This window comes from Rhizobium croatiense (assembly GCF_019793465.1).
GTDB classification, from domain to species: domain Bacteria; phylum Pseudomonadota; class Alphaproteobacteria; order Rhizobiales; family Rhizobiaceae; genus Rhizobium; species Rhizobium croatiense.
The window spans coordinates 23,524-46,326 of record NZ_JAILYJ010000007.1 but is presented as its reverse complement, the minus strand read 5'-3'; the positions used below and the strand labels follow the sequence as shown (position 1 = coordinate 46,326).

Sequence of the window (22,803 nt, the reverse complement as noted above, 5' to 3'; positions counted from 1 at the left end):
AAGGGAGGTGTGGCAACGTTCCGCTCACTCAGCCCCCGACGTCACAGCTTTTTCAATCGCCTTCGCCGCCTGCCAGATCTCCTCCATCCGCTCCAGGCTGGCCGCTTCCAGCGTCTCACCTTCCGCTTCAAGAACATTCTCGATGTGACTGAATCGACGCCGGAATTTCGTATTGGTTCCGCGCAGCGCCTGTTCCGGATCGGCTTTCACATGCCGGCCGATATTGACGACGGCGAAGATCAGGTCGCCGAGTTCGTCGCTGACCTTCGCCCGGTCGCCGTCTCGGAGCGCCGTCCGCAATTCGCCGATCTCTTCCTCGATCTTGTCGAGGATGGGCTCCGGCGCCGACCAGTCGAAGCCGACCTTGGCGGCGCGTTCCTGCAGCTTCAGCGCTTCCGTCAGAGCCGGGAAGCTGCGCTGCACGGAACCGAGGAAGCCGCCCTTGAAATCCTCGGTAATCCCCCGCCTTGACCGGCGCTCGGCGCGTTCGCGTTTTTCCGCCTGCTTGATCTCGTCCCACTGGACCTTCACCGCGTCGGGTGTATCCGCTTCCGAGCGCGCAAAGACGTGCGGGTGGCGGCGGATCATCTTGGTGGTGATGGCGTTGACGACGTCGCCGAAGGAAAATTCGCCGGCCTCCTCGGCCATGCGGGCATGGAAGACCACCTGCAGCAGCAGGTCGCCGAGCTCATCGCAGAGATCGTCCATATCGCCGCGCTCGATCGCGTCGGAAACCTCATAGGCCTCCTCGATCGTATAGGGCTTGATCGTCTGAAAATTCTGCTCGATGTCCCAGGGGCAACCAGTTTCGGGATGGCGCAATGCCGCCATGATCTCGATCAGCCGCGAAATGTCTTTTGAAGGTTCCATGGTGCCTCGGTTCAGCATCCTCAGTTGAGGGGAATATCGTTGGCGCTCTTCGACGATTGGTAGCTAGTGGAAAGCGCGTCGTAGCGCGCCTTGATACGGACGGTCTGCGCCTTCAGCGCCTCTCTCAGCCGAGCCTCTTCGGTCTCGACCAGATCGGCGACGGCAAAGCTGTTCCAGAAGGCGTTCGCCCTGCGATAGCCGCCGGGTTCAAGCCCGAAGACCTCCTTCAGGATCTTCAGATCGTGCGGAATGGCGAAGGCATCGCGCGAATCCTCATGACTGAAGAAATAGTAGAAATTGTCGAAGCCGGCCCAGGTGATCGCCGACATGCACATCGTGCAGGGTTCGTGCGTGGACAGGAAGATCAGATCCTTGGTCGCCGGCTTGTCGCCGAGTTCGTAGAAGCGCTTCAGCGTGTGCACCTCGCCGTGCCAGAGCGGATTCTCCAACTCGTTATTGGTCTCGGCGACGACGAGCGACAGATCGGATTTGCGCAGGATCGCCGCGCCGAACACCTTGTTGCCAAGCGAAACGCCGTGTTCGGTGAGCGGCAGGATATCGTCCTCGATCACCGAAAGCAGGCGGGCAGCGATGGTCTTGTCAGGCATTGGCGTCTCCGGTTTTCCCCAGTCTATCGCCTTGGAGGCGCGAGCGAAATGCGCCAAACGCCGATGGACGCCGTTTATCACAGGCTTTATACTGCACCGCAACAAAGAGAGTGGGAACAGGTGGTTTTCGTCGGCACGGTTGACTTTTCTCAAATCGCCGGTGGCGCGAGCAAAAGAATACGCGCTTGCTGGGGCTTTCGAATTTCTGTTCCTTCAATCCCTTGTCGATCACGGGCATATTCTGGCAACTTCGAAGTGGATTGATGATGTCTCCCAAGACTGAGCAGCTTTCGGTATTTCCAGCCTTCTTTCGCGTGGAGGGCCAGAAAACGGCTGTCTTCGGCAATGGCGACGAAGCCTTCGCCAAGGTGCGGCTGCTGCTCAACACGCGGGCGCGGATTATCGCCTATGCCGAGCGGCCGGAAGCCGATTATCATGCCTTCCTGATCGCCAACCGCATCGAAACCGTGCGCGCCGGGTTTTCCGCCGAGCAGGTCGAGGGGGCGGCCCTGGTCTTCGCCGCAACCGGCAATGAAGCCGACGACCGCGAAATCGTCGATTCCGCTCGCGCCGCCAGCATTCCGGCCAATGCCGTCGATCAGCCCGATTACTGCGATTTCTTCACGCCGGCGCTGGTCAATCGCGCCCCGGTCGCTGTTGCGATCGGCACCGAAGGGGCGGGGCCGGTTCTGGCGCAGATGATCCGCGCGCAGATCGACCAGCTTCTTTCGCCCTCGCTCGGGCGCCTCGCCGGATTGGCGACGAGCTATCGCAAGGCCGTCGAACAGCTGGTGCCCCGCGGCGTTTCCCGCCGGGTCTTCTGGCGCCGCTTCTTCTCCGGCGCCGTTGCCGATGCGGTCGCAAACGGCAACCTGCCGCAGGCCCGCCAGGCTGCCGACCGGCTGCTTAGCGCGATGGATAAGGTCGCTGGCCACGTCTGGCTCGTCGGCGCCGGTCCGGGGGCTGAGGATCTGCTGACGCTGCGCGCCCAGCGCGTGATGATGGAGGCTGATGTCATCGTCTTTGACGCGCTCGTGCCGCAGGCGATCGTCGATATGGGCCGCCGCGACGCCGAGCGGCTTTCCGTCGGCAAGCGCAAGGGCTGCCATTCGAAATCGCAGGAAGAGATCAACGAGCTCCTGGTCGAGCTCGGCCGCCAGGGCAAACGCGTCGTCCGCCTCAAGTCAGGCGATCCGCTGGTCTATGGCCGGGCAGGGGAAGAAATGGCCGCATTGCGCGCTGCCGGCGTCACCTATGAGGTCGTGCCCGGCATCACCTCGGCTTTCGCCGCCGCCGCCGATTTCGAACTGCCTTTGACGCTGCGCGGCGTCGCCTCCTCACTGGTCTTCACCACCGGCCATGATCTCACCGGCGACGTGCTGCCCGATTGGGCAAGCCTTGCCGTCTCCGGCGCGACGATCGCCGTCTATATGGGCCGCACGGTTGCCGCCTCCGTCGCCGAACGGCTGATGCAGGCCGGCATTCCCGCCGAAACGACAGTCGCCGTCATCGAAAATGCCAGCCGCGCGGACCGCCGTCTGCTGCACGGCACGCTCGCCGATCTGCCCGATCTGCAGCATCGCGACGAATTGTCGGGGCCGGTCATGGTCATTATCGGCGATGCGGTCGCCGGCGCCAATTTCGAACTGTCCGAGCCGCTGGTGCGTGCGAACGCCCGGCTCGAGGAACTTGCAAGGAGCTGAATATGGTAGACAAGGTTCTGACGGCCAACCGGCTGACGGACGGCATTGCCGTCTGGCTGGATGCGAACGGGAAATGGTCCACCTCGCTGCAGGAGGCGCTTGTCGCCCGCCATAACGAAGCCGTCGACGCGCTGGAAGCGATCGGCAAGAAATCCTACTCCGACAACGAGGTGGTTGACGTCGCCGTCGTCGACGTTCAGGAAACCAACGGCATTCTCTGGCCGCTTCGCCTTCGCGAGCGCATCCGCGCCCAGGGCCCGACCATGGAATATGCCCCGGGCTACGCTCCTGCCGATCCCGAATTCATTGCAGTCTGAGGAAGACGATGTACCGTTACGACGAATTTGATCATGCCTTTGTCAGCGAGCGCGTCGAGCAGTTTCGCGATCAGGTCCAGCGCCGCCTTTCCGGCGAGCTTGCCGAGGATGCGTTCAAGCCGCTGCGCCTGATGAACGGCGTCTACCTGCAGCTTCATGCCTATATGCTGCGCATCGCCATTCCCTATGGCACGCTGAGCGCGCGCCAGCTGCGCATGCTCGCCCATATCGCCCGCACCTATGACCGCGGCTACGGCCACTTCACCACGCGCCAGAACCTACAGTTCAACTGGCCGAAGCTGTCGGAAATCCCCGATGCGCTCGCCGATCTGGCAAGCGTCGAGATGCATGCGTTGCAGACCTCGGGCAACTGCATCAGAAACGTGACGGCCGATCACTTCGCCGGTGCAGCCGCCGACGAGATCGCCGATCCCAGGCCTTATGCCGAAATCCTGCGCCAATGGTCGTCGGTCCATCCGGAATTCTCCTTCCTGCCGCGCAAGTTCAAGATCGCCGTCACCGGCGCCGAGCGCGACCGCGCCGCCATCCAGGTTCATGATATCGGCCTGCACGTGAAGAAGAACGACAAGGGCGAGATCGGCTTTGCCGTCTATGTCGGCGGTGGCCAGGGCCGCACGCCGATGATCGCCAAGCTGATCCGCGACTTCCTGCCCGAGGAGGATCTGCTCTCCTACACCACGGCAATCGTCCGCGTGTACAATCTGCACGGCCGCCGCGACAACAAGTACAAGGCCCGCATCAAAATCCTGGTGCACGAAACCGGCACCGAGGAGCTGACGCGCCAGGTGGAGGCCGAATTCGCGGCGCTCAAGAATAGCGAACTGAAGCTGCCGGAACAGGATGTCGAGGCGATCGCCGCCTATTTCGCGCTGCCTGATCTGCCGCAGCGCGCCGAGGGCTGGGAAAACCTCGCCCGCTGGAAGAAGGCCGATCCGGCTTTCGCCCGCTGGGTCCAGCAGAATGTGCAGCCGCACAAGAACCCCGATTACGGCATGGTGACGATCTCGCTGAAGCCGATCGGCGGCATTCCGGGCGACGCCACCGACGCGCAGATGGATGCGATCGCCGATCTCGCCGAGGAATATGCTTTCGACGAAATCCGCGTCAGCCACGAACAGAACCTGATCCTGCCGCATGTGGCGCTGGCCGATCTCGAAGCCGTCTATCGCGGCCTCGTCGCCATCGATCTCGCTGAAGCCAATGCCGGGCTGATCACCGATATCATTGCCTGTCCGGGGTTGGACTACTGCGCGCTCGCCAATGCGCGCTCCATCCCGCTGGCGCAGGAAATCTCCCGCCGCTTCGGCAATGCCGAACGCCAGGCCGAGATCGGCGAATTGAAGATCAAGATCTCCGGCTGCATCAATGCTTGCGGCCATCACCATGTCGGCCATATCGGCCTGCTCGGTGTGGAGAAGAAGGGCGCCGAACTCTACCAGATCACGCTCGGCGGCTCCGGCGACGAACATACCTCGATCGGCGAAATCATCGGCCGCGGCTTCGAGCCGGACCGGGTGACGGACGCGATCGAGACGATCGTCGATACCTATCTCGGCCTGCGCCTCGATCCGTCCGAAACCTTCCTCGCCGCCTACCGCCGCGTCGGGCCGCAGCCCTTCAAGACTGCGCTCTACGGCTCGGCCGCCGAAGCGGCATAAGGAGGGGATGATGACGAAGATCTGGAGAGAAACCGGTTTTGTCGAAAACGATCCCTGGGTGATCGAGACCGACGAGGCGAAGGCGACCGGCGAGCAGAAGCCGCTGCTCGGCCTCGACGAGCTGATCGCCAAGGCCGACGAAAGCAATGAGGTCGGCCTCGGCGTGCTGATCAAGCCGGCTGATGACGTGCGCCGGCTGGAGCCCTATCTCCCTCGCCTTGATATCATCGCCGTCGCCTTCCCGGCCTTCAACGACGGCCGCGCCTTCAGCCATGCCTCGCTGCTGCGCCAGCGCCTGGGCTACACCAACGAGCTGCGCGCCGTCGGCGACGTGCTGATCGACCAGGTGCCGCTGATGCTGCGCGTCGGCATCGACAGTTTCTCGGTCAGCAACGCCACGGCACTGAAGCGGCTTGCCGAAAACCGGCTTCCCGCCATTCCCCATCATTATCAGCCGGCGGTGCGTGACGCCGAAGCCGGCAAGGGCTATAGTTGGCGCCGTCAGGCGAAGCCGGCCGCATAAGCGACCGATCCGCCGTTTTATGATGAGCGGAACGGTAGCATGAAGACATTCGAAATCGCGGTGATCGGTGGCGGGCTCGCCGGCATGATCGCCGCAATTGCGCTCGCCCGCGGTGGTCGCAGCGTGGCGCTGGTTGCATCCGTTGCCGCGAAAGAGGACCGGCGCACCACGGCGCTGATGGATCAATCCATCCGCTTCCTCGACCGGCTGACGCTCTGGGACAAGCTGCGTTCGGCGGCAGCACCGCTGACCAGCATGCGCATCATCGACGGCACCGACCGGCTGCTGCGTGCGCCGACCACGACCTTCCGCGCTGCCGAGGTCGGCCTCGATGCCTTCGGCTATAATTTCCCGAACAAGGCGCTGACCGACATCCTTGAAGCGGCCACGGCCGGCGAGGGCAATATCAGCCGCTTCACCGATATGGCCGAATCGATCGAGATCTCTGCCGAGAGAGTGTCGATCACGCTTGCCGGCGGCGAGACCTTCGCGGCCGATTTTGCCGTCGGCGCCGACGGCCGCGGCTCGAAGCTGCGCGAAACATCAGGGATCGGCGTGCGCAACTGGTCCTATCCGCAATCCGCCATGGTGCTGAATTTCGCCCATTCCCTGCCGCATCAGAACATCTCGAGCGAATTCCACACCAAACACGGCCCCTTCACCCAGGTGCCGCTGCCGGGCAGCCGCTCGAGCCTCGTCTGGGTGCAGGATCCCGCGGAGGCGGCCGCCCGCATGGAATTGCCGCTGGCCGAACTCGGCCGCCTTGTCGAGGCGCAGATGCAGTCCATGCTCGGCAAGGTCGATGTGGAGGAGGGCGTCCAGCTCTGGCCGCTGTCGGGCATGATGGCCCATCGTTTCGGCAAGGGGCGCATCGCGCTGATCGGCGAGGCCGCCCACGTCTTCCCGCCGATCGGGGCGCAGGGGCTGAACCTCAGCTTGCGCGATATCATGGCGCTCGTCGACATCCTCTGTGACAGGGCTGAATTGCCGGTGCCGGCCGATGCCGGCGACAGCTTCGACCGCAAACGCCGCGCCGATATCATGACGCGCACCGCCAGCGTCGATCTTCTCAACCGCTCGCTGCTATCCGATTTCCTGCCGGTGCAGATGCTGCGGGCCGCCGGCCTGCATATCCTCTCGGCCATTCCGCCGCTGCGCAACCTCGTCATGCGCGAGGGCATCGAGCCCGGCCGTGGCTTCCGCGACATTCCGGATTCCCTAAAGGAAAAGCTGAAGCGAAAGAAGGCCTGAGCGGATCGCGATCAGCCAGAGCGAAACGCTCGGCACCGAAAGCACCGTCGTGATCAGGATCGTCGCCGAGGCGCGCTCCTGCCACACCCCATATTGCTGGCCGATGACGAAGACGTTGGTCGCCGTGGGCAGCGAGGCGAGCAGCACGGCGGCCTGGATCCAGACCGGCTCGAAACCGCCGACAGCCGTCAGCGCGATGAAAACCGCGATGGGGTGCAGGATCAACTTGGCCGGCACGATATAGCCGATCTCGGCCGGCACCCGCTTGAGCGGCCGCAGCGCCAGGGTCACGCCCATGGCAAAGAGCGCGCAGGGCGCGGCCGCCTGGGCGAGGTAGTCGACCAGGCGCTGAAACGCCACTGGCTGGTCGACGTGGAGGGCGGCCACGGCAAAGCCTGCCGCCGTCGACAGGATGAAGGGATGCAGCGCCACCTTCCGGGCGATAACGGCGGCAAGTCGGCCGGGCGAACGCTTGTCGTCGCCGGCCGCCGCCATCAGCGCCGGCGCGACGATGAAATGCAGCGCATTCTCGAAGCAGATGATCAGCGCCACCGGCACGGCCGCATCTTCGCCGAGCGCCAGCAGCGCCAGGCCGGGCCCCATGTAACCGATATTGCCATAGGCGCCGGCAAAGGACTGGATGGTGCAGTCATCAAGCGCATTGCCGCGCACGAACCGGCCGATGGCAAAGAGCAGGATGAAAACTGCATAGGTCGCGGCAATATCGGTGATGATGAAATCGACCCGCGTCAGCTCTTCGATCGGCGTGCGCGAGACGAGCTTGAAAAACAAGGCGGGCAGGGCGGCATAGATGATGAAGGTGTTCAGCCAGCCGAGCGCCTCGGCCGGCTGCTTCGTCGCCTTGGCGGCGGCATAGCCGATCAGGATCAGGCCGAAGAACGGCAGGAGCAGGCTGACGATATCGGCCAAGAGGTCTTCCAGTGCGCGGGAATGATCGGCGGTTAGGGAAGGCCGGTTTAGCCGATTTGCATCAGGATCGGAAAGGTCTGCTGGAACCAGATCGCCACATCGCTGACCCAGCCGAACAGGAAGGCGAGGCCGGTGAGGATGAGGAAGGCGCCCATCACCTTTTCCACCGTGCCGAGATGGCGGCGGAAGCGCGACAGGAAGCGCATGAAGGCGCCGGAAAAACCGGCGGCGATCCAGAAGGGAATCGCAAGGCCCAGCGAATAGATGGCAAGCAGCCCGGCGCCGGAGCCGACCGTCTCGCGCGAGGCGGCGACACCGAGAATCGCGCCGAGCACCGGGCCGATGCAGGGCGTCCAGCCAAAGGCGAAGGCCAGGCCCATGACATAGGCGCCCGTCAAGGTCGCCGGCTTGCCGCCGCCTTGGAAGCGCGCCTCGCGGCCCAGAATTCCGATTCGGAAGAGACCGAGGAAATTCAACCCCATGACGATGATGATCAGCCCGCCGATCTTGGAGAGCAGGTCGAGATGCTGGCGCAGCGCCATGCCGATGCTGGACGCGCCGGCACCGAGCGCCACGAAGACGGTGGCAAAGCCGAGCGTGAAGAGCAGCGCGGAGAACAGCACACCACGCCTGATATCGGGCGCCACGGCAACCGCCGAGCCGCCGCGGAACTGCTCGACTGATATACCGGCCATATAGCAGAGATAGGGCGGAACGAGGGGAAGCACGCAGGGCGAGAGGAAGGAAAGCGCCCCGGCTATCAAAGCGCTCCACAGGGAAATATCGGCAATCGACACGCATTCTCTCCGGCTGCAATCTGCGCCCTGTTCCTAGCTTTGCGAGGCCGCGATTGCCAATCACCTTTTTGCGTGCGCAAGAATTCAAGTTGTCGCACACACAGGTGATAAGCCTTGCACGCGCAAAGGGATATCCCTTGAACGCGCAAGGGATAACCCTTGCGCCCGCAAGAAATGTGCCGATCGCAGGAAAAAGCCGAACTTTTCGGTTGACCGCAATGGGTCGCCTGCCTATGTTCCGCCCACTTCCAGCCGGGGTGCTTCACACCCGCGGAGAGGGAGAGCGTAGCTCAGCCGGTAGAGCAACTGACTTTTAATCAGTAGGTCTCGGGTTCGAACCCCGACGCTCTCACCATCAAACCCTTCGAAATCAGTCGCTTGTAAGACCTACTAATAGCGCGTTAGCGGCTGCTTCGGTCAGGCTAACGGGACGCGAACGTTTCGGCGCGGCTCGCGGCTAAATCGAACGTGAAGCCGTTGTTCTTCTTCTTCCGAATCCCTTCCGCGTTATCTACGCTGCCTCCCCGAAAGGACGATTCCATGCTTCGCATTCTCGTCGACACGTGCGTTTGGTTGGATCTCGCCAAGGACTACCGGCACCAGCCGATTATCGCCGCTCTTGAGGACCTTTTGGGTCACGGAGATTTCGGGCTGATTGTGCCGCAGGTGGTCCTGGACGAGTTCGCCCGAAACAAGGAACGCGTCGCGGCCGATGCCAGGCGCAGTCTCCAGTCGCACTTCAGCCTAGTCCGGGACGCGGTTCGGCGATTCGGGGAGGAGAAGGATGTGGAGGCCACTATTAAGGCACTCAACGAGGCCGATCACTCGGCCGTCTATAAAGGCGAGGCGGTCAACGAATCCATCGAGCGGATCGAGCGACTGCTCTTCGCTGCCAAGGCGGTCCCCGCCACGGAGGCCATCAAGGCCCGCGCGGCTGACCGGGCGCTAAACGGTGTCGCTCCGTTCCACCGACCGAAGAACAGCATCGGAGACGCCATAATCATTGAGACTTACGCTAACGAAATCGAGCAAGCAGGCAGCGCGGGCGACGAGTTCGCCTTGATAACTCACAATAAGGCCGACTTCAGCCAAGAGGGAGGCGACCACCGGCAGCCCCATGTCGACCTCGTGCCGTTATTCGACGGTGTGCGTTCTCGCTTTTGGATTTCGTTGGCTGACCTGCTTAACGACCTCAATGAGGATCTTCTGGCGAACTACGATCTTCAGCTCTACGGCGCAACGCAAGTGCGCGGATTCTCCGAAATCCTCGAAGCTGGGCACCTGCTGTACAGGCAAGTTTGGTACAACCGCCACCAGAATCTCAGGATCAACATAGAGCGCGGTCGAGAGAAAGTGGTCAGTGATGAAGAGTGGCGCGCCGCCAAGCCGGTCCAGCGCAGGCGCATGACTACCGAGGGCACTTGGAAGTTGGCTCAGGCGGCGGCGCGGCGAACGGAAGCCGAAATCGGGATCGAGAACTGCGGGCCGTGGGACGATTTCGAATGGGGTATGATAAACGGCAAGTTGAGCGCTCTGCGATGGGTGGTGGGCGAGGAATGGGACATGCTCGATACCTGATCACTTCTCAGATAAGCCGCCTAACGGCATCTGCTGCCTTGTCCCACACACGCGCAGCGCGGCGCCGTGGTCGTCCTGGATGGAGAAAACGCGCGGTGGGGTAGGGCTTCGGCAATAGCCTTCCAATTCATCCCTGCCGCCCGGCGCAAGACCACGTCCCTGAGCGGCTGCAGTAGCGCCTCCACCACAGCAACAATCTCCTCGGCGGCGTCTTCCATGTGGCGGCGCTCCATCCGGCGGGCGTTTGCATCGTTCTTGTCGGCGTCGCGGACGAGCTTCATCCAGTCCTCACCCAGTTCGGCCGCGAGTTGTTGAAATACCGCATGGTTCAAGAAGAACTGCTTCTGCCAGCTTGCCCGCGCCATGCCCGGACCAACAATCCGCTCGCTGTGAATCCGGGGGAGGACGACGCCATAGACCAGCCGCAGCGCCTTCTCGGTGCGGCGCAGTGGATCGTCGGGCGTGACCCTGGGTGCGCGGTCAGCGGCGCGGTCTGCCCTTATGCTACCCGGAGGGCCGCCCCTCTGCCACCGGTCAGTGCAGGTTCTTCAGGCGGGCCACCTCGGCCGCAAAGCCCCCCGGCCTCGGCGCACTCCGGTGCGGCGTAGGACTCTCCCTCTTCCGCGATCCAGTTAATGGCGGCCATCTCGGCCTCCTCGCGTCCGCGCCGCCCTACGACGACGACCTTACCGTCCCTGAGGCCGAACTTGTACTGCGGGACGAACAGCGCCACTGCACCGGCCATAAGCGCGGGTCTAACGAACCGCTCTAGCTGCTCCCGCTCCGTCTCGACCACCAGCCGGCGGTTGCCTTCATCCTTCAGCCTGGTGTTTTCGCTGCGCAGTTGGTGATCCTCCAGAGCCCTGAAGACGTTCGCCATCAGCGCCTCACGCTGGACGTGATCCAGCGTGCAGGTTCTCTTTCGTCGCGCGAGATGATTGACCCGTCATCTGATGACAGGAATGGCGGGAGTCTATCTAGCCAGAATCGGACGCGTAAGCCTACGGAGAAAACGAGTGACTGCACTTTTGGCTGAGAGCTGAACTGGGGGCGTAACTACGCCTGTTCCAAGGTACTGCCGGCCTTTATTCGTCAGGGAGAGTGTTTCGGTGAAACCAAAACCGCCGCCATTAGTCTCTCTTTTGATCAAGCCAAGCAACTCTGCCTCTGCATCACAAGGGCAATAGTGGTCTTCCAAGACCTCGACACTGCCACCTTTGTCAGCGATCTCGCCAAGCATAGTCTTGATATCCACGCGAAGCCCTTACCCAAATAGACCGCCAGCCGAACGTGAGAGCATTATCCCATCGCTTCTAAGAGTGAATAGTACAATTTCTCGGCATGAAAATTTACACCTGTATCAAGCTGCTTTCGCAATAGTTCGGGATCGATGACGCCTGGCGATCTCAGGCGAGACATGCGGCAACTAGCGCAGAGGGCTGATCGGCCGGTGCGAGCAAAATACCGGCGCTTTGATCGCGCCGTGTCGAAGTGGCGCCGCTCCGCCTGCGGTTGTGATGGGTGCGGCAGAGATTCTTCTTATGTCGGTGGTGTTGGAAGCGCTGTCCTGCGCGTCTAGAACGACGAGATCAGCAGGCTAGCGACCGGCAAGGCTGAAGACGCCACCGAGAATCGATGCGCGAGAAGTCCGGCGAAATCGGATCTGCGAGTGGCGCCGAGCGCGATAGTCGCCTCAGAGTAGCGGCAGGTGATTGAGAGTAATCATTTCTTTTCGCTCGGCGCGCGGCTCGCCGATAAACGGCTGCGCCGGCCTATGCAGCGAAACGCGGTGCGAATTTTGGTAGAAGCAGGGATTGACGCTTTCATCGATATCGACGGGGACGGCGCGGCGTTTTCAACAATTCGACGACCAGCGAAGATGTCCGGTCGGCCGCATGCTCAGATCGTATTCTCAGTGAAGAGGTTCCAATACCCAGCGGCGTCTGGGCGCCGTCTTTTTATTGAGGCGCCGCCGATCCGCGGACGTTTGAGACTCTGAATTCGCCGGGGCAGCCTCACACCCACCGGATACGATAGCAGACATCAAGCCATTGCTAATGCTACCCATCACGCTGCGCCTGGCATCGTGCTCTGCGGCCAGAGCAGCGGCGCGCTGTTGCGTTGTGGATGGTGCAGTCGAGCCGCAGATCTTTTTCTCAACGGAAGCCAAAGAAGCTCAGGATAGCGAGCACGATGACTACGGCGCCGACGATCCAAATAATCTGGTTCATGTGAAATCTCCTTCGAAATGGAATGAGCCAAGTTGCAAGCAGGTAATGCGTCGCGGTAGCTCTGGTTCCAATTTCGCATTACCATGCGCGTCTCCTCGCAATGACGCCCGCGATCTCAGGCGAGACATGCGGCAACTGGGGCCGAGGGCTGATCGGCCAGTGCGAGCAAAAATAAGCGGCGGTTTGATCGCCGTGTCGAAGCGCCGCCGCTCCGCTTGCCGTTTTGATAGGGCGGCAAAGACCGCCACACCGAGAATCGACGCGCGAGAAAATTGGCGAAATTGGATCTGCAAGTGGCGCCGAGCGGGATCGTCGCTCAGGGCAGCGGCAGGGAAACTAATAATTTCGTTTCGATTGCCGCGCGGCTCACCGCTAAACGGTCTGGCCCCATATGCCGCGCGTGAACCGCGACGTGATCCGGAGGAATGAAAAAGCCCCGCCGAAACACGGCGAGGCTCTGATGCTACCGATCCGAGGAATTCTTATTAGAACTTCACACCGATACCGAACTTCAGTTCGTGCTGATCGAGGTCGACGTCAACGCCCAGGATATCTTGTTCGCCATAGTCATTGTAGCGGTATTCGCCGCGGGCGAAGATGTTGTTGGTGATGGCAAAGTCGACACCTGCTCCAACCGTGTAACCGTTGAACGTCTCGGTTTCCTTATCGAAGCCGGGCGCATCGACGTAACCGCGCGTGGCGGCCCAGCCGGCTGCGCCGTAGATCAGAGCCTTGTCAAAGGCGTAGCCAACACGACCGCGAACGGCCCCAGCCCAATCCGTCCCGACTTCTGCTCCGAGCGCGTCCTCTTCATTCCAATTGTGTTCGAGGTTTCCTTCGATGCCCACGACAAAGTTATCGAACTGGAAATTGTAACCAGCGAACCCGCCGAAGACGCCGCCGTTAAAATCCTCAGAGGCAGAGGCACCGCCGGCGCTGAAATCACCGTTCAACCAAGCGGCGCCGCCATCGATACCGAAATACGGACCCGACCAGGTGAAAACAGGCGCTGCCGCAACCGGCGCGGTCGGGACCTCCTGAACGACATCGGCCGCGAACGCAGTGGTAGCGACGAGTGCGAGAAAGGTAGTGGCGATAGTTAACTTCATTTTCGTACCCCGTGGATTACATTAGAACCAAAGGATATACAGCTGTTCAACAGAAGGCTGTAGCAATAAGGACACACTCGCGGAATTGTAAGCTGTCGTAAAAGTTGTTATATCGCCGGGCGAGAGGGCGAGCCGAAGCCGGCGTCGTCAGAAACTGTCCTGATGCGCGACGATTTGCCTTTTCAAGATGCTCAACCCCGGAACCAAACGCGCTCGCATTCACTTTGACGGCTGAGCAATTTTGGAGATCCCATATGGAAGAGACACCCAAAACCGCAATCCGCGGAATGATGTTGTACGTGATCGCTCTCATCGTCCTGGGCGTTCTGGCGGGTGCTGTCTACACGATCTACGGCCATCCCGCCGATCCTTCGGAGCGGCCGGCGGCTGAAACGATTCCACAAAAAGCCACGGCTCCGCAGTGAGCGGCAACCAATCCCAGTGATTCCTGGTCGCCCTTCGAGAACGAATGGTGAAATTGAAGGCGTTTTGCCAAATCCGGCGCTCACCCGGTTTGGTCGTGTTGAAGCGCCTGGGTCTAAGCCAAGAAGCCGTACAAGCGGCAACGAAAAGGGCTTTGGAAGGCAAGGCGGAAATCCTGTCGCAAGTCCTTCCCACCAGTAGAGAGCTTATATTTATAGGGGGAACAACCTGCGACAGCGGAATTCGGCACCTGAGAGAGCCGGTCAGCTGCAGGAGCGCCACCCGGGCCGGTATCGGCGCGGAATGCTGAGACGTTATCCGGACAGTCGGAGCAGAGGAGTTTGCGGATGAGGGAACATGCGGTCGTGATTGCCGGGGGAGGGCCGACGGGGCTGATGCTGGCGGGCGAGCTTGCCTTGGCGGGCGTCGATGTCGCCATTGTCGAGCGTCGATTGAACCAGGAGATCGTCGGTTCGCGTGCCGGCGGCCTGAGTGCGCGCACGCTCGAGGTTTTCGATCAGCGGGGCATCGTCGAGCGGTTCCTGGCCGAGGGGCAGGTCGCCCAGGTAACCGGATTTGCAGTCACGCGGCTTGATATCAGCGATTTTCCGACGCGGCATAATTACGGGCTGGCGCTGCGGCAGAAGCATATCGAGCGCATCCTGGCCGGCTGGGTCGGCGAGCTGCCGGTCGTGATCTATCGCGGTTGCGAGCTGACGGGCTTCGTGCAGCACGCTTCCGGTGTGACCATCGAACTCTCCGACGCTTCGCAAATCCGGGCAGCCTATCTCGTCGGCTGCGATGGCGGCCGCAGCCTGGTTCGCAAGCTGGCCGGCATTGAATTTCCCGGATGGGACGCGACGACCAGCAATATTCTCGCCGAGGCGGAGGTGGAGGAGGAGCCGCCGCTCGGCGTCCATCGCACATCACTCGGCATGCATGCCTTCGGCCGCGAGGATTATGAAATCCGCGACGGCAAGGTCGTCTTTGCCAGCGAAGGTCCGGTCAACATCATGGTGACGGAAAGCAATGCCGGCGCAGTAGGCGAGCCGACGCTCGTCGATCTCAGGCAAGCGCTGATCGCCGCCTGCGGGACGGATTACGGAGTTCATGGTCTCAAGTGGATTTCCAGATTCACCGACATGTCGCGGCAGGCGGCGGCCTACCGCAAGGGCAGGGTTCTCCTGGCGGGGGACGCCGCGCATGTGCATTCGCCGGTGGGCGGGCAGGGCCTCAATACCGGCGTTCAGGATGCCGTCAATCTCGGCTGGAAGCTTGCCCAAGTGGTGAAGGGACTATCGCCTGAGTCCCTGCTCGATACCTATCATGCCGAGCGGCATCCGGTCGCCGCCCGCGTGTTGCGCACGACAATGGCCCAGGTCGCCCTGCAGCGCAGCGATGACCGCACCGAAGCCCTCCGAGATATCGTGCTGGAGCTGCTTGGGCTGGAGGAGGCCCGCAAGACGATCGCCGGCGAAATGTCCGGACTTGCCCTCCGCTACGATCTCGGCGAGGGACACCCGCTGCTCGGCCGCCGCATGCCCGACTTCGACCTCGCCACGTCCGATGGGACTGTCCGTGTCTTTGCGCTCCTGAGAGACGCGCGGCCGGTGCTGTTGAATCTCGGCGCAGCCGGCAGCCTCGACATCGCGCCGTGGTCAGGCCGCGTCCGGCTGGTTCAGGCGAGCTATGGCGGTCCATGGGAACTGCCGACGCTCGGGGCGGTTTCGGCGCCGAGCGCGGTGCTGATTCGGCCCGACGGATATGTGGCATGGGTCGGCGAGGGGACGCAGGATGGGCTTCACGACGCGATGATCACCTGGTTCGGACCACCCGGCTGAGAGCCGCAGCGCCGGTTAAGCGGCGAGCGGGATCGAGCCACCCTCCGGTATCGCCTCGAGTTCCGGCGTCGGCCGGCCGCGGCGTTCCCACGTCCGGCGGCTGATGCCGAGGGCCTCCCAGGGCCGGGACTGGCTGAGGGAGTTGGCGAGATAGTCGGCTCTGGGAACAGCGCCGGCGGCGCGGCGTTGCTTCTCTTTCCGGCTCTGCTCGCGCTGGCGCCGCTTTGCCTTTTGCAGCCTTGCCCTTTTCGCCTTCGGCACGTCGAAGGCGCCGACGGTGCGGATATCGAGGGCGCAGCGTTCGGCATAGCTCAGATGCAGGGCATGGCCGAGCGCGTCGGCGGAAAGCGGGGAAAAGCGCACCTTCGTCCGCTCATAGATGATTTCCTCGATCGCGGCCTTCCCAGCCCAGGGGACCCACCGCGCCGCCCAGCCAAGCACCACCTCGACAAACCCTTCCTTGAATTCGACGAAAGCGAGGCTGGCGATCACCTCGACATAGATCAGGGCGTCATCCGCCTCCGGCACGATCTCTCCATGGCGGTGCCGGATCAATTTCTCGATCTCGCGCATGCGGCCGCGGAAATGGTTCCAGCGACCGCCCCGCATCCGGCGCTGCAGGGCCTTGTAGCCCAGCAGACAATCGCCGATTTTGATCGCCGTGATATCCCGCGCGAGCGCGTCCGCATGAGCGGCTTTTTCCGCCGGCTTTGCCGATCGAGCCCCTTTCTCCTCAAGACGATCCATCGCTTCTCCTTCGTCGATCGGCCGGAGCCGAACCGATCGATTGTAAAGGAGGGCGAGGGGGTGATGCTCGCACTTTTCTCCGTTGTCCTGCAAATTGTTGAAGCCGCGATGCAACGGGGTGACGGGCGGCCCGACGGCGATTTCGGCCGGGGAACTCTGTCGATCGGTAAGCAAGCCGCATCCGAGCCCATCGATTTCTATTGGCAGGTTGCCGTGTTATGATCGCTGCATTGACGTTGTCTGTCCTGTCATGCGCGTAGAGACTATCCAAATGAGTGAAATGGACGTGCTTTTTGCCACCCTGCGACAGGCGGCTGACCCGCAGACGGTCGAGTGCATCGAAAACGTCGTCAGGCATGGCGCCGATCGCGATCTCAATCGCATCAATGCGCTCGCTTTCGCCGAAAAACACCATCTCGATGAAGAGAAAACCATCGCCGCCTTTCTCCACGCCGCCCGCATAGGCGCGTTCGAGATGACCTGGAATGTGCTTTGCCCGGGATGCGGCGGCGTCCTTGACAGCGGCGCAACGCTCAAAGGCGTCGTTCAGGACACCTATCATTGCGCGCTTTGTGCGGCCGGATACGAACCGACCCTCGACGAGATGGTCGAGGTCACCTTCACGGTCAGTCCGCGCGTGCGCAGGATTGCCGCCCACGAACCCGACCGGCTGCCGCCGCTCGAATATTACCGCCAGATCTTCTTCAGCTCCGGCGTGGACCTGCCGGAGGATCTGGAAGCGAAGTTTCAACGCATTCTGCTGGAGATGATCGAGCTGGCGCCGGGCGAGAAGGCATTCGTGTCGCTGCAGCTGCCGGCGCAATTCGTCATCATCTTCGACGCGGTCACGCATTCCGCGCAGTTCATCGATGTGCAGGGCGAGCCCACCAATGAACGCCAGAACCTCTCCATGGTCATCAGCCGCGGACATGCGCTGAACGAAACCGTGACGCTGCGTCCGGGTCTGTTGCGGCTCACCCTCGAGAACCACACCGATCGCCGGGTGGTGCCGAATGTCTGCATCGCCGGAGATGACCTGCATGACCTCTTGGGCCGCCGGCGGGCTTTTCTGACGGCCAAGCGCCTGCTGACGAACCAGAGCTTCCGCGACATCTACAGGACCGATACGCTCGACGTCGACCAGCGCCTGAAGATCACCAGCCTGACGTTCCTGTTCACCGATCTCAGGGGCTCGACCGCGCTTTACGAGCGTGTCGGGGATCTTGCCGCTTTCGACCTGGTGCGGGCGCATTTCCGCGTCCTTCACGAGATCGTCGCCACCGAGGCCGGTGCGGTCGTCAAGACGATCGGCGATGCAGTCATGGCGACCTTCCCGAGCCCGGATCGCGCGGTGGCGGCCGCACTCAGAATGCGCGAGGCGATGCGCCGGTTGAATGCCGAACACGGCAGCGAAGACCTGCTCCTGAAAATCGGCATCCACGAAGGACCCTGCCTTGCCGTCAACCTGAACGACCGGCAGGACTATTTCGGCCAGACCGTCAATATCGCCTCCCGCGTCCAGGGCCTTGCCGATCCCAACGTAATCATGACGACGGAAGCGATCGTCGAAAATGCCCATGTCTCGGAGATCCTGCGTGACAGCGGCGTAACATCAGCTTCCCGGATGGCGGAACTTCAAGGCATCGGCAGAGAGGTCAGGATCTTCGCCTTGTCGTGAGCGTCGTTCCGCTGAACGCAGGTATCGAGGCGGAAGCGCGTTCGACCTGAACGCGGCGCATCGGCGTCACCTCGTCTCTTTTGCTGATCACGGCCGCGAACTGACGGCGCGATCATTCTAACAGAGGCGCCACCAGCGAGTGTTTTTGCAGGTGGAGGCGGACGCGGCCGGAATATCTGAATTTCCCCAAGATCCCACATCTTCTGCCGTCTTGTCGATGCAATGATGATCGCACGCAGATCCCGGCAATTAGATTCCGGAGGAGTGCATGAACAAGAGCATCCATAGCCGGCCGTCTCGCCTGAATATGCTCGGTGCGACATTCGAACGAGCGGCGCCGTGGATCCTGTCTGGCGGGTGTGGGGACGCGCCTGTGCCTGAAACTTGAGAACGGGGAGGCAATGGATGCAAACGCTGCTGCTTAATAAGGAGGACGTAGGAAGGCTGATCTGCATGCGCGACGTCATCGCTGCAGTGGAAGAAGCCTACAAAGCCTTCAACAGCGATCAGGTGGTGCAGCCCGATTATATAGGGATACATCTCCCGTCACCTCGTGGGGAAGTGGATTTCAAGCTTGGCTACAACAAAGCCAATGAAGTGATTTCCATGAAGGCATCGTCTGGAGGTTTTATCGATAACCCGGCGGCGCATGGGGTGCCGAGCGGCATGGGCACGATCCTCCTGTTCGATGCGAGAAGCTGCGCGCTGACCTGCGTCATGGACGGAAGCCTGATCACCGGCCTCAGAACCGGAGCCGCCGGAGCTGTCTCGGTGAAAGCACTGGCGCGGAAAGATGCCAGGAAAGTCGCTTCGATTGGGACGGGAAACCAGGCGAGAATGCAGATCCGCGCGATCAACGAGATCATGACGATCGAAGAGATCCATGCCTGGGACAGCCATCCGGAGACGCTTGCGAGGTACAAGGCGGATATCGAGGGCGAGTTCGGCATTTCCGTCGTCACGGCGAATTCCAAACGGGCAGCCGTTGAGCAGGCCGACATCCTGGTTACGACCACCCGTGGGAAGGGGTCGGTTGTGGAAGCGGATTGGGTCAAGGCCGGCACGCACATCGTTGCCATCGGCACCGATCAGAGGGGTAAACAAGAACTGGATCCTGAAATATTCAGGAACGCCAAGGTGGTGGTCGATTCAATGGCGCAGTGTGCCGAGAAGGGTGAGACCTGGCATCCGTTGGACAGAAATATCATCGCCAGAGACGATATTCATGGAGAGATCGGCGAGATTTTGCTGGGTCGAAAGCCCGGCAGAGAAAATGATGACGAGGTCACCATTTTCGACTCCACGGGAATGGCTATCCAAGACAATGTTACAGCGAACAGAATGTACCGGAACGCAATAGACAGGGGCGCCGGAACGTTCTTTGAATTCTTCAAATCCTGACGAGGCCGTGCGCTCTTCCGACCGGCTTGCGAGAAAATCCAAGGCTTGGCCTCAAAATCAAAACAACCGTCGATGAGCGCTCTCCGCCAATATTCGCAAGAATGTCGGCCTGAAGCGGAAGGCAAGGAGCATCATGCGCAACTACCCGACTATTCAGGACATACGCGAAGCCCGAGAAAGGCTTAAGCCCCACATCAGGCACACGCCGCTGCTACGTGCGGAAAAAATAGAGAAAGACGTTGGCTGCCAGCTCTATCTCAAGCCTGAGACGCTGCAGATCACCGGTGCATTCAAAATCCGCGGCGCTCTCAACAAGGCGCTTTCGCTTACGCGACAGGAGCTTGCAAACGGCGTCATCGCCAGTTCGTCGGGCAACCACGCCCAGGGGCTTTCCTACGCGGCGAGGATGCTCGGCGTAAAAGTGATCCTGGTGCTCCCGGTTACCACGCCGGCAATCAAGATCGCCAACACGCGGGCTCTCGGCGCCGAAGTCATTCTGTTCGACGGTGATACTGCTGCCAGATGGAAAAAGGTCTATGAAATCGCCGAGCAAAACAACTACGCGACCATTCACGGGTTTGAGGATCCCGTTGTCATGGCAGGGCAGGGCACGATCGGATGTGAGATACTGGAAGATTTGGACGATGTGGATACGGTCATCGTGCCCGTCGGTGGCGGAGGGCTTATCTCAGGCATTGCCACCGCCATCAAGGAAACAAAACCCTCGGTGCGGGTCATAGGCGCTGAGCCCGCTTTGACGCCGAAGTATTTTCACAGCCGAATCAATAAGGAACGCACCTCGTTTCCGCTGAAGAACACCATCGCGGACGGCTTGAGGATAAGCGTTCCGGGGCAGAACCCGTATCCGATCATCGAAAAATATGTCGACGAGATCGTCCTTGTTGATGATGAACATATCATCGCAGGCATGCGTAGCCTGGCGAGGGATGCGAAGCTGATCGCTGAACCGGCCGCATCGATCGGTATCGGAGCTCTGCTCGCCGGCTCGATAGAAGTCAGGCCGGATGAAAAGGTCTGTGCGGTTTTGACTGGCGGTAACTGGGATTTGTGCGACCTGGCCGAGATATACCGGGCTGCCGAGCAGTAGGGCGCAGGGTTGCCGTGGGAGAACGAAATCGCGCCAGCCGACGCCCACCGCGGCCTCAGCCTGGAGAAGCTCGACTGCAGCGCCATTGTCGTTATCAAAAGCCGGGGCTTCAGCCCCGGCATTCCAGTTTAGGCCACCAAGCCCTTGGTGAGTTCCAGCGCCTGCCGTTCGAACAGCCGCCGGTAGATGCCGCCGTTTAGCCGGATCAGCGCCTGGTGGTCGCCCTCTTCGACGATCTTCCCCTTGTCGAAGACCAGCAGCCGGTCGAGGGCGCGCACCGTCGACAGTCGGTGGGCGATCACCAGCGTCGTTCGGCCGTCCATCAGCCGTTCCATGGCCTGCTGGATCTGCACTTCGCTCTCGCTGTCGAGGCTCGACGTCGCCTCGTCCAGGATCAGCACCGGCGCATCGGCGAGGAACGCGCGGGCGAGGGCGACGCGCTGCCGCTCACCGCCCGACAGCTTGACGCCGCGTTCGCCGACCATCGTTTCATAGCCCTTGGGAAGGCTTATGATGAAGCCGTGCGCATTGGCCTGTTTCGCCGCCTGCTCGATCTCGCGCCGCGAGGCGTTCGGCCGGCCATAGGAGATGTTTTCCGCCAGCGTGCGATGGAACAGGATCGGCTCCTGCTGCACGATGGCGATCTGGCCGCGCAGGTCTGATTGCCTGACGTCGGCGATATCCTGTCCGTCAATGCGGATGGCGCCCGAATTGACGTCATAGAGGCGCTGGATGAGCTTGACGAAGGTCGTCTTGCCCGAGCCCGAATGCCCCACCAGGCCGACGCGCTCGCCCGGCTTGATGGTGACGGAAAAGTCCTCATAGAGCGGATCGGGATGTGCGCCATATTGGAAGGTGACGCGGTCGAAGACGATCTCGCCCGTATCGATCGCGATCGGCCTGGCGTCCGGCTTGTCCTCGACACCAAGCGGCATCTTGTCGAGCAGCACCAGCTCTTCCATGTCGTTGACGGCGCGCTGCAGGTTGCGAATGTCCTGGCCGACATTGCGCAGATACCCCTGCAGAACGAAGAACATCGCCAGCACGAAGGTGATGTCGCCCGGCGTCGCCAGCCCCTGCCGCCACATGATGAGGCCCGTTCCCAGAATGCCCGCCTGCATGGAAACCATCATGAAGCCCTGGATCGTACCGCTGAATGTGCCGCGCTTCCATGTGCGCCGGGTGCGCCTGTCCCATTTGGCCAGCACGTGGTGCAGGCGCAGCTCTTCGCGGTTTTCGGCGCCGAAGGCCTTGACCACCGAATTGCAGCTGATGGCATCGGCGAGCGCTCCGCCAAGCTTGGTATCCCAGGCATTGGCGAGCCGCGCTGCCGGCGACACGAAGCCCATGGAAAGCGCCACGGTCACGCCGATATAGATCAGCGACCCCAGAGCGACGAACAGGCCCATGACCGGCCAGTAGCTGCCGAGCACGAGACTGGCGCCGACGAGCATGACGATGGATGGCAGCAGCGCGACCAGCAACAGGTCGTTGAGCGAGTCGAGCGCCCACATGCCGCGGGTGATCTTGCGCACGGTCGACCCGGCAAAGCTGTTGGCGTGCCAGTCGGTGGAGAAGCGCTGCACCTTGTGGAAGCCGTTATTGACCACATCCGCCATGATGCGCAGCGTCAGCCGGATGATGCCGTTGAAAATGAACCAGCGCAGCACCACGCTGGCAAGGCCCAGAACCACGACCATGACAAAGGCGCTGAGCGCGCCATCGGCCGCATTGCCGCCGGCAATGGCATCGACGATCCGGCCGGAAAACACCGGCACCATGACTTCGGCCAGCGTGCTTGCTACCACCAGCACGATGATGGCGCCGACCAAAACGGGCCGATGGGTCCAATGATGAAAAACAAAGCCGAGCACCTGGCGATAGGCATCGGCGCGAAAATCGAGCTTCTTGCGAGTCATCTTAACCTGCCCGGCCCGGATTTCGGCGACCGGTCCTCAAAATCGAGAGTGAGATGCCACAGCCCAGGCGGGAGACAAAATGATCCCGTC

21 protein-coding genes and 1 tRNA gene are annotated in these 22,803 nt (G+C 61.7%); 13 read left to right on the top strand and 9 right to left on the bottom strand.

What is annotated here, in order from left to right; all coding sequences use genetic code 11:
* Nucleotides 1-24 precede the first annotated feature (24 nt).
* Together mazG and K6M89_RS13025 are read right to left on the bottom strand one after the other, a co-directional pair.
* Nucleotides 25-870 carry a nucleoside triphosphate pyrophosphohydrolase gene (gene mazG / locus K6M89_RS13030; protein ID WP_222139728.1) on the bottom strand — a complete coding sequence of 282 codons (846 nt, stop codon included), beginning with the start codon at nucleotides 868-870 and terminating at the stop codon, nucleotides 25-27.
* Nucleotides 871-890: 20 nt separating this feature from the next.
* Complete coding sequence (locus tag K6M89_RS13025; RefSeq protein WP_222139727.1) at nucleotides 891-1,478, bottom strand: deaminase; 588 nt, start codon at nucleotides 1,476-1,478, stop codon at nucleotides 891-893.
* 266 nt (nucleotides 1,479-1,744) lie between these two features.
* Between K6M89_RS13025 and cysG the strand changes: the two genes are divergently transcribed.
* From cysG to K6M89_RS13000, 5 genes are read left to right on the top strand one after another with little or no spacing between them, the layout of a single operon-like run.
* Nucleotides 1,745-3,181, top strand: coding sequence for a siroheme synthase CysG (gene cysG, locus K6M89_RS13020; RefSeq protein ID WP_222139726.1), 1,437 nt, complete (start codon nucleotides 1,745-1,747; stop codon nucleotides 3,179-3,181).
* A gap of 2 nt (nucleotides 3,182-3,183) precedes the next feature.
* Complete coding sequence (locus K6M89_RS13015; protein WP_097579206.1) at nucleotides 3,184-3,498, top strand: DUF2849 domain-containing protein; 315 nt, start codon at nucleotides 3,184-3,186, stop codon at nucleotides 3,496-3,498.
* Nucleotides 3,499-3,506: 8 nt separating this feature from the next.
* Nucleotides 3,507-5,177 (top strand): nitrite/sulfite reductase, encoded by a 1,671-nt coding sequence (locus tag K6M89_RS13010; protein WP_222139725.1) that lies wholly within the window; start codon nucleotides 3,507-3,509, stop codon nucleotides 5,175-5,177.
* 10 nt (nucleotides 5,178-5,187) lie between these two features.
* A complete protein-coding gene (locus tag K6M89_RS13005) occupies nucleotides 5,188-5,700 on the top strand; it encodes a DUF934 domain-containing protein (protein WP_222139724.1) in 513 nt (170 codons plus the stop codon).
* Nucleotides 5,701-5,739: 39 nt separating this feature from the next.
* The gene (locus K6M89_RS13000; RefSeq protein WP_222139723.1) at nucleotides 5,740-6,951 is read left to right on the top strand and encodes a UbiH/UbiF family hydroxylase; all 1,212 of its coding nucleotides are present in this window, start codon (nucleotides 5,740-5,742) and stop codon (nucleotides 6,949-6,951) included.
* Here the strand turns inward: K6M89_RS13000 and K6M89_RS12995 are convergent.
* Both K6M89_RS12995 and K6M89_RS12990 read right to left on the bottom strand, forming a co-directional pair.
* Nucleotides 6,919-7,881 carry an AEC family transporter gene (locus tag K6M89_RS12995; RefSeq protein ID WP_222139722.1) on the bottom strand — a complete coding sequence of 321 codons (963 nt, stop codon included), beginning with the start codon at nucleotides 7,879-7,881 and terminating at the stop codon, nucleotides 6,919-6,921. The genes K6M89_RS13000 and K6M89_RS12995 overlap by 33 nt on opposite strands.
* A 47-nt stretch (nucleotides 7,882-7,928) precedes the next feature.
* Complete coding sequence (locus K6M89_RS12990) at nucleotides 7,929-8,678, bottom strand: cytochrome c biogenesis CcdA family protein (RefSeq protein WP_222139721.1); 750 nt, start codon at nucleotides 8,676-8,678, stop codon at nucleotides 7,929-7,931.
* Nucleotides 8,679-8,957: 279 nt separating this feature from the next.
* Between K6M89_RS12990 and K6M89_RS12985 the strand changes: the two genes are divergently transcribed.
* A tRNA-Lys gene (locus tag K6M89_RS12985) sits at nucleotides 8,958-9,033 on the top strand.
* Nucleotides 9,034-9,218: 185 nt separating this feature from the next.
* Complete coding sequence (locus K6M89_RS12980; protein ID WP_222139720.1) at nucleotides 9,219-10,256, top strand: PIN domain-containing protein; 1,038 nt, start codon at nucleotides 9,219-9,221, stop codon at nucleotides 10,254-10,256.
* Nucleotides 10,257-10,276: 20 nt separating this feature from the next.
* Here the strand turns inward: K6M89_RS12980 and K6M89_RS12975 are convergent, their stop codons facing one another.
* From K6M89_RS12975 to K6M89_RS12965, 3 genes are all read right to left on the bottom strand, one after another.
* Entirely contained in the window at nucleotides 10,277-10,621 is a 345-nt protein-coding gene (locus tag K6M89_RS12975) for a hypothetical protein (protein ID WP_246642428.1), read from the bottom strand.
* 134 nt (nucleotides 10,622-10,755) lie between these two features.
* Nucleotides 10,756-11,136 carry a hypothetical protein gene (locus K6M89_RS12970; protein WP_097579211.1) on the bottom strand — a complete coding sequence of 127 codons (381 nt, stop codon included), beginning with the start codon at nucleotides 11,134-11,136 and terminating at the stop codon, nucleotides 10,756-10,758.
* A gap of 1,836 nt (nucleotides 11,137-12,972) precedes the next feature.
* Nucleotides 12,973-13,596 carry an outer membrane protein gene (locus tag K6M89_RS12965; protein WP_097579213.1) on the bottom strand — a complete coding sequence of 208 codons (624 nt, stop codon included), beginning with the start codon at nucleotides 13,594-13,596 and terminating at the stop codon, nucleotides 12,973-12,975.
* Between the two features lie 254 nt (nucleotides 13,597-13,850).
* Here K6M89_RS12965 and K6M89_RS12960 point away from each other — a divergent pair, with 254 nt between their 5' ends.
* Entirely contained in the window at nucleotides 13,851-14,021 is a 171-nt protein-coding gene (locus K6M89_RS12960) for a hypothetical protein (protein ID WP_170964731.1), read from the top strand.
* Between the two features lie 345 nt (nucleotides 14,022-14,366).
* Nucleotides 14,367-15,860 (top strand): FAD-dependent monooxygenase, encoded by a 1,494-nt coding sequence (locus K6M89_RS12955; RefSeq protein WP_222139719.1) that lies wholly within the window; start codon nucleotides 14,367-14,369, stop codon nucleotides 15,858-15,860.
* Between the two features lie 15 nt (nucleotides 15,861-15,875).
* Here the strand turns inward: K6M89_RS12955 and K6M89_RS12950 are convergent, their stop codons facing one another.
* Nucleotides 15,876-16,607: a hypothetical protein gene (locus tag K6M89_RS12950; protein ID WP_222139718.1), complete on the bottom strand. Its 732-nt coding sequence runs from the start codon at nucleotides 16,605-16,607 to the stop codon at nucleotides 15,876-15,878.
* Nucleotides 16,608-16,667: 60 nt separating this feature from the next.
* On the opposite strand from K6M89_RS12950, the gene K6M89_RS12945 reads away from it, so the two are divergent.
* The 4 genes from K6M89_RS12945 (at nucleotide 16,668) to K6M89_RS12930 (ending at nucleotide 20,794) form a co-directional block, all read left to right on the top strand.
* Nucleotides 16,668-16,829, top strand: coding sequence for a hypothetical protein (locus K6M89_RS12945; protein ID WP_222139717.1), 162 nt, complete (start codon nucleotides 16,668-16,670; stop codon nucleotides 16,827-16,829).
* 49 nt (nucleotides 16,830-16,878) lie between these two features.
* Entirely contained in the window at nucleotides 16,879-18,285 is a 1,407-nt protein-coding gene (locus K6M89_RS12940) for an adenylate/guanylate cyclase domain-containing protein (RefSeq protein ID WP_222139716.1), read from the top strand.
* Nucleotides 18,286-18,690: 405 nt separating this feature from the next.
* On the top strand, nucleotides 18,691-19,686 hold the full coding sequence (locus tag K6M89_RS12935; RefSeq protein ID WP_222139715.1) for an ornithine cyclodeaminase family protein: 996 nt from the start codon (nucleotides 18,691-18,693) through the stop codon (nucleotides 19,684-19,686).
* A gap of 133 nt (nucleotides 19,687-19,819) precedes the next feature.
* A complete protein-coding gene (locus tag K6M89_RS12930) occupies nucleotides 19,820-20,794 on the top strand; it encodes a threonine/serine dehydratase family protein (protein WP_097579219.1) in 975 nt (324 codons plus the stop codon).
* Between the two features lie 128 nt (nucleotides 20,795-20,922).
* On the opposite strand, the gene K6M89_RS12925 is transcribed toward K6M89_RS12930, so the two are convergent.
* Nucleotides 20,923-22,713, bottom strand: coding sequence for an ABC transporter ATP-binding protein (locus K6M89_RS12925; protein WP_222139714.1), 1,791 nt, complete (start codon nucleotides 22,711-22,713; stop codon nucleotides 20,923-20,925).
* Nucleotides 22,714-22,803: the final 90 nt, after the last annotated feature.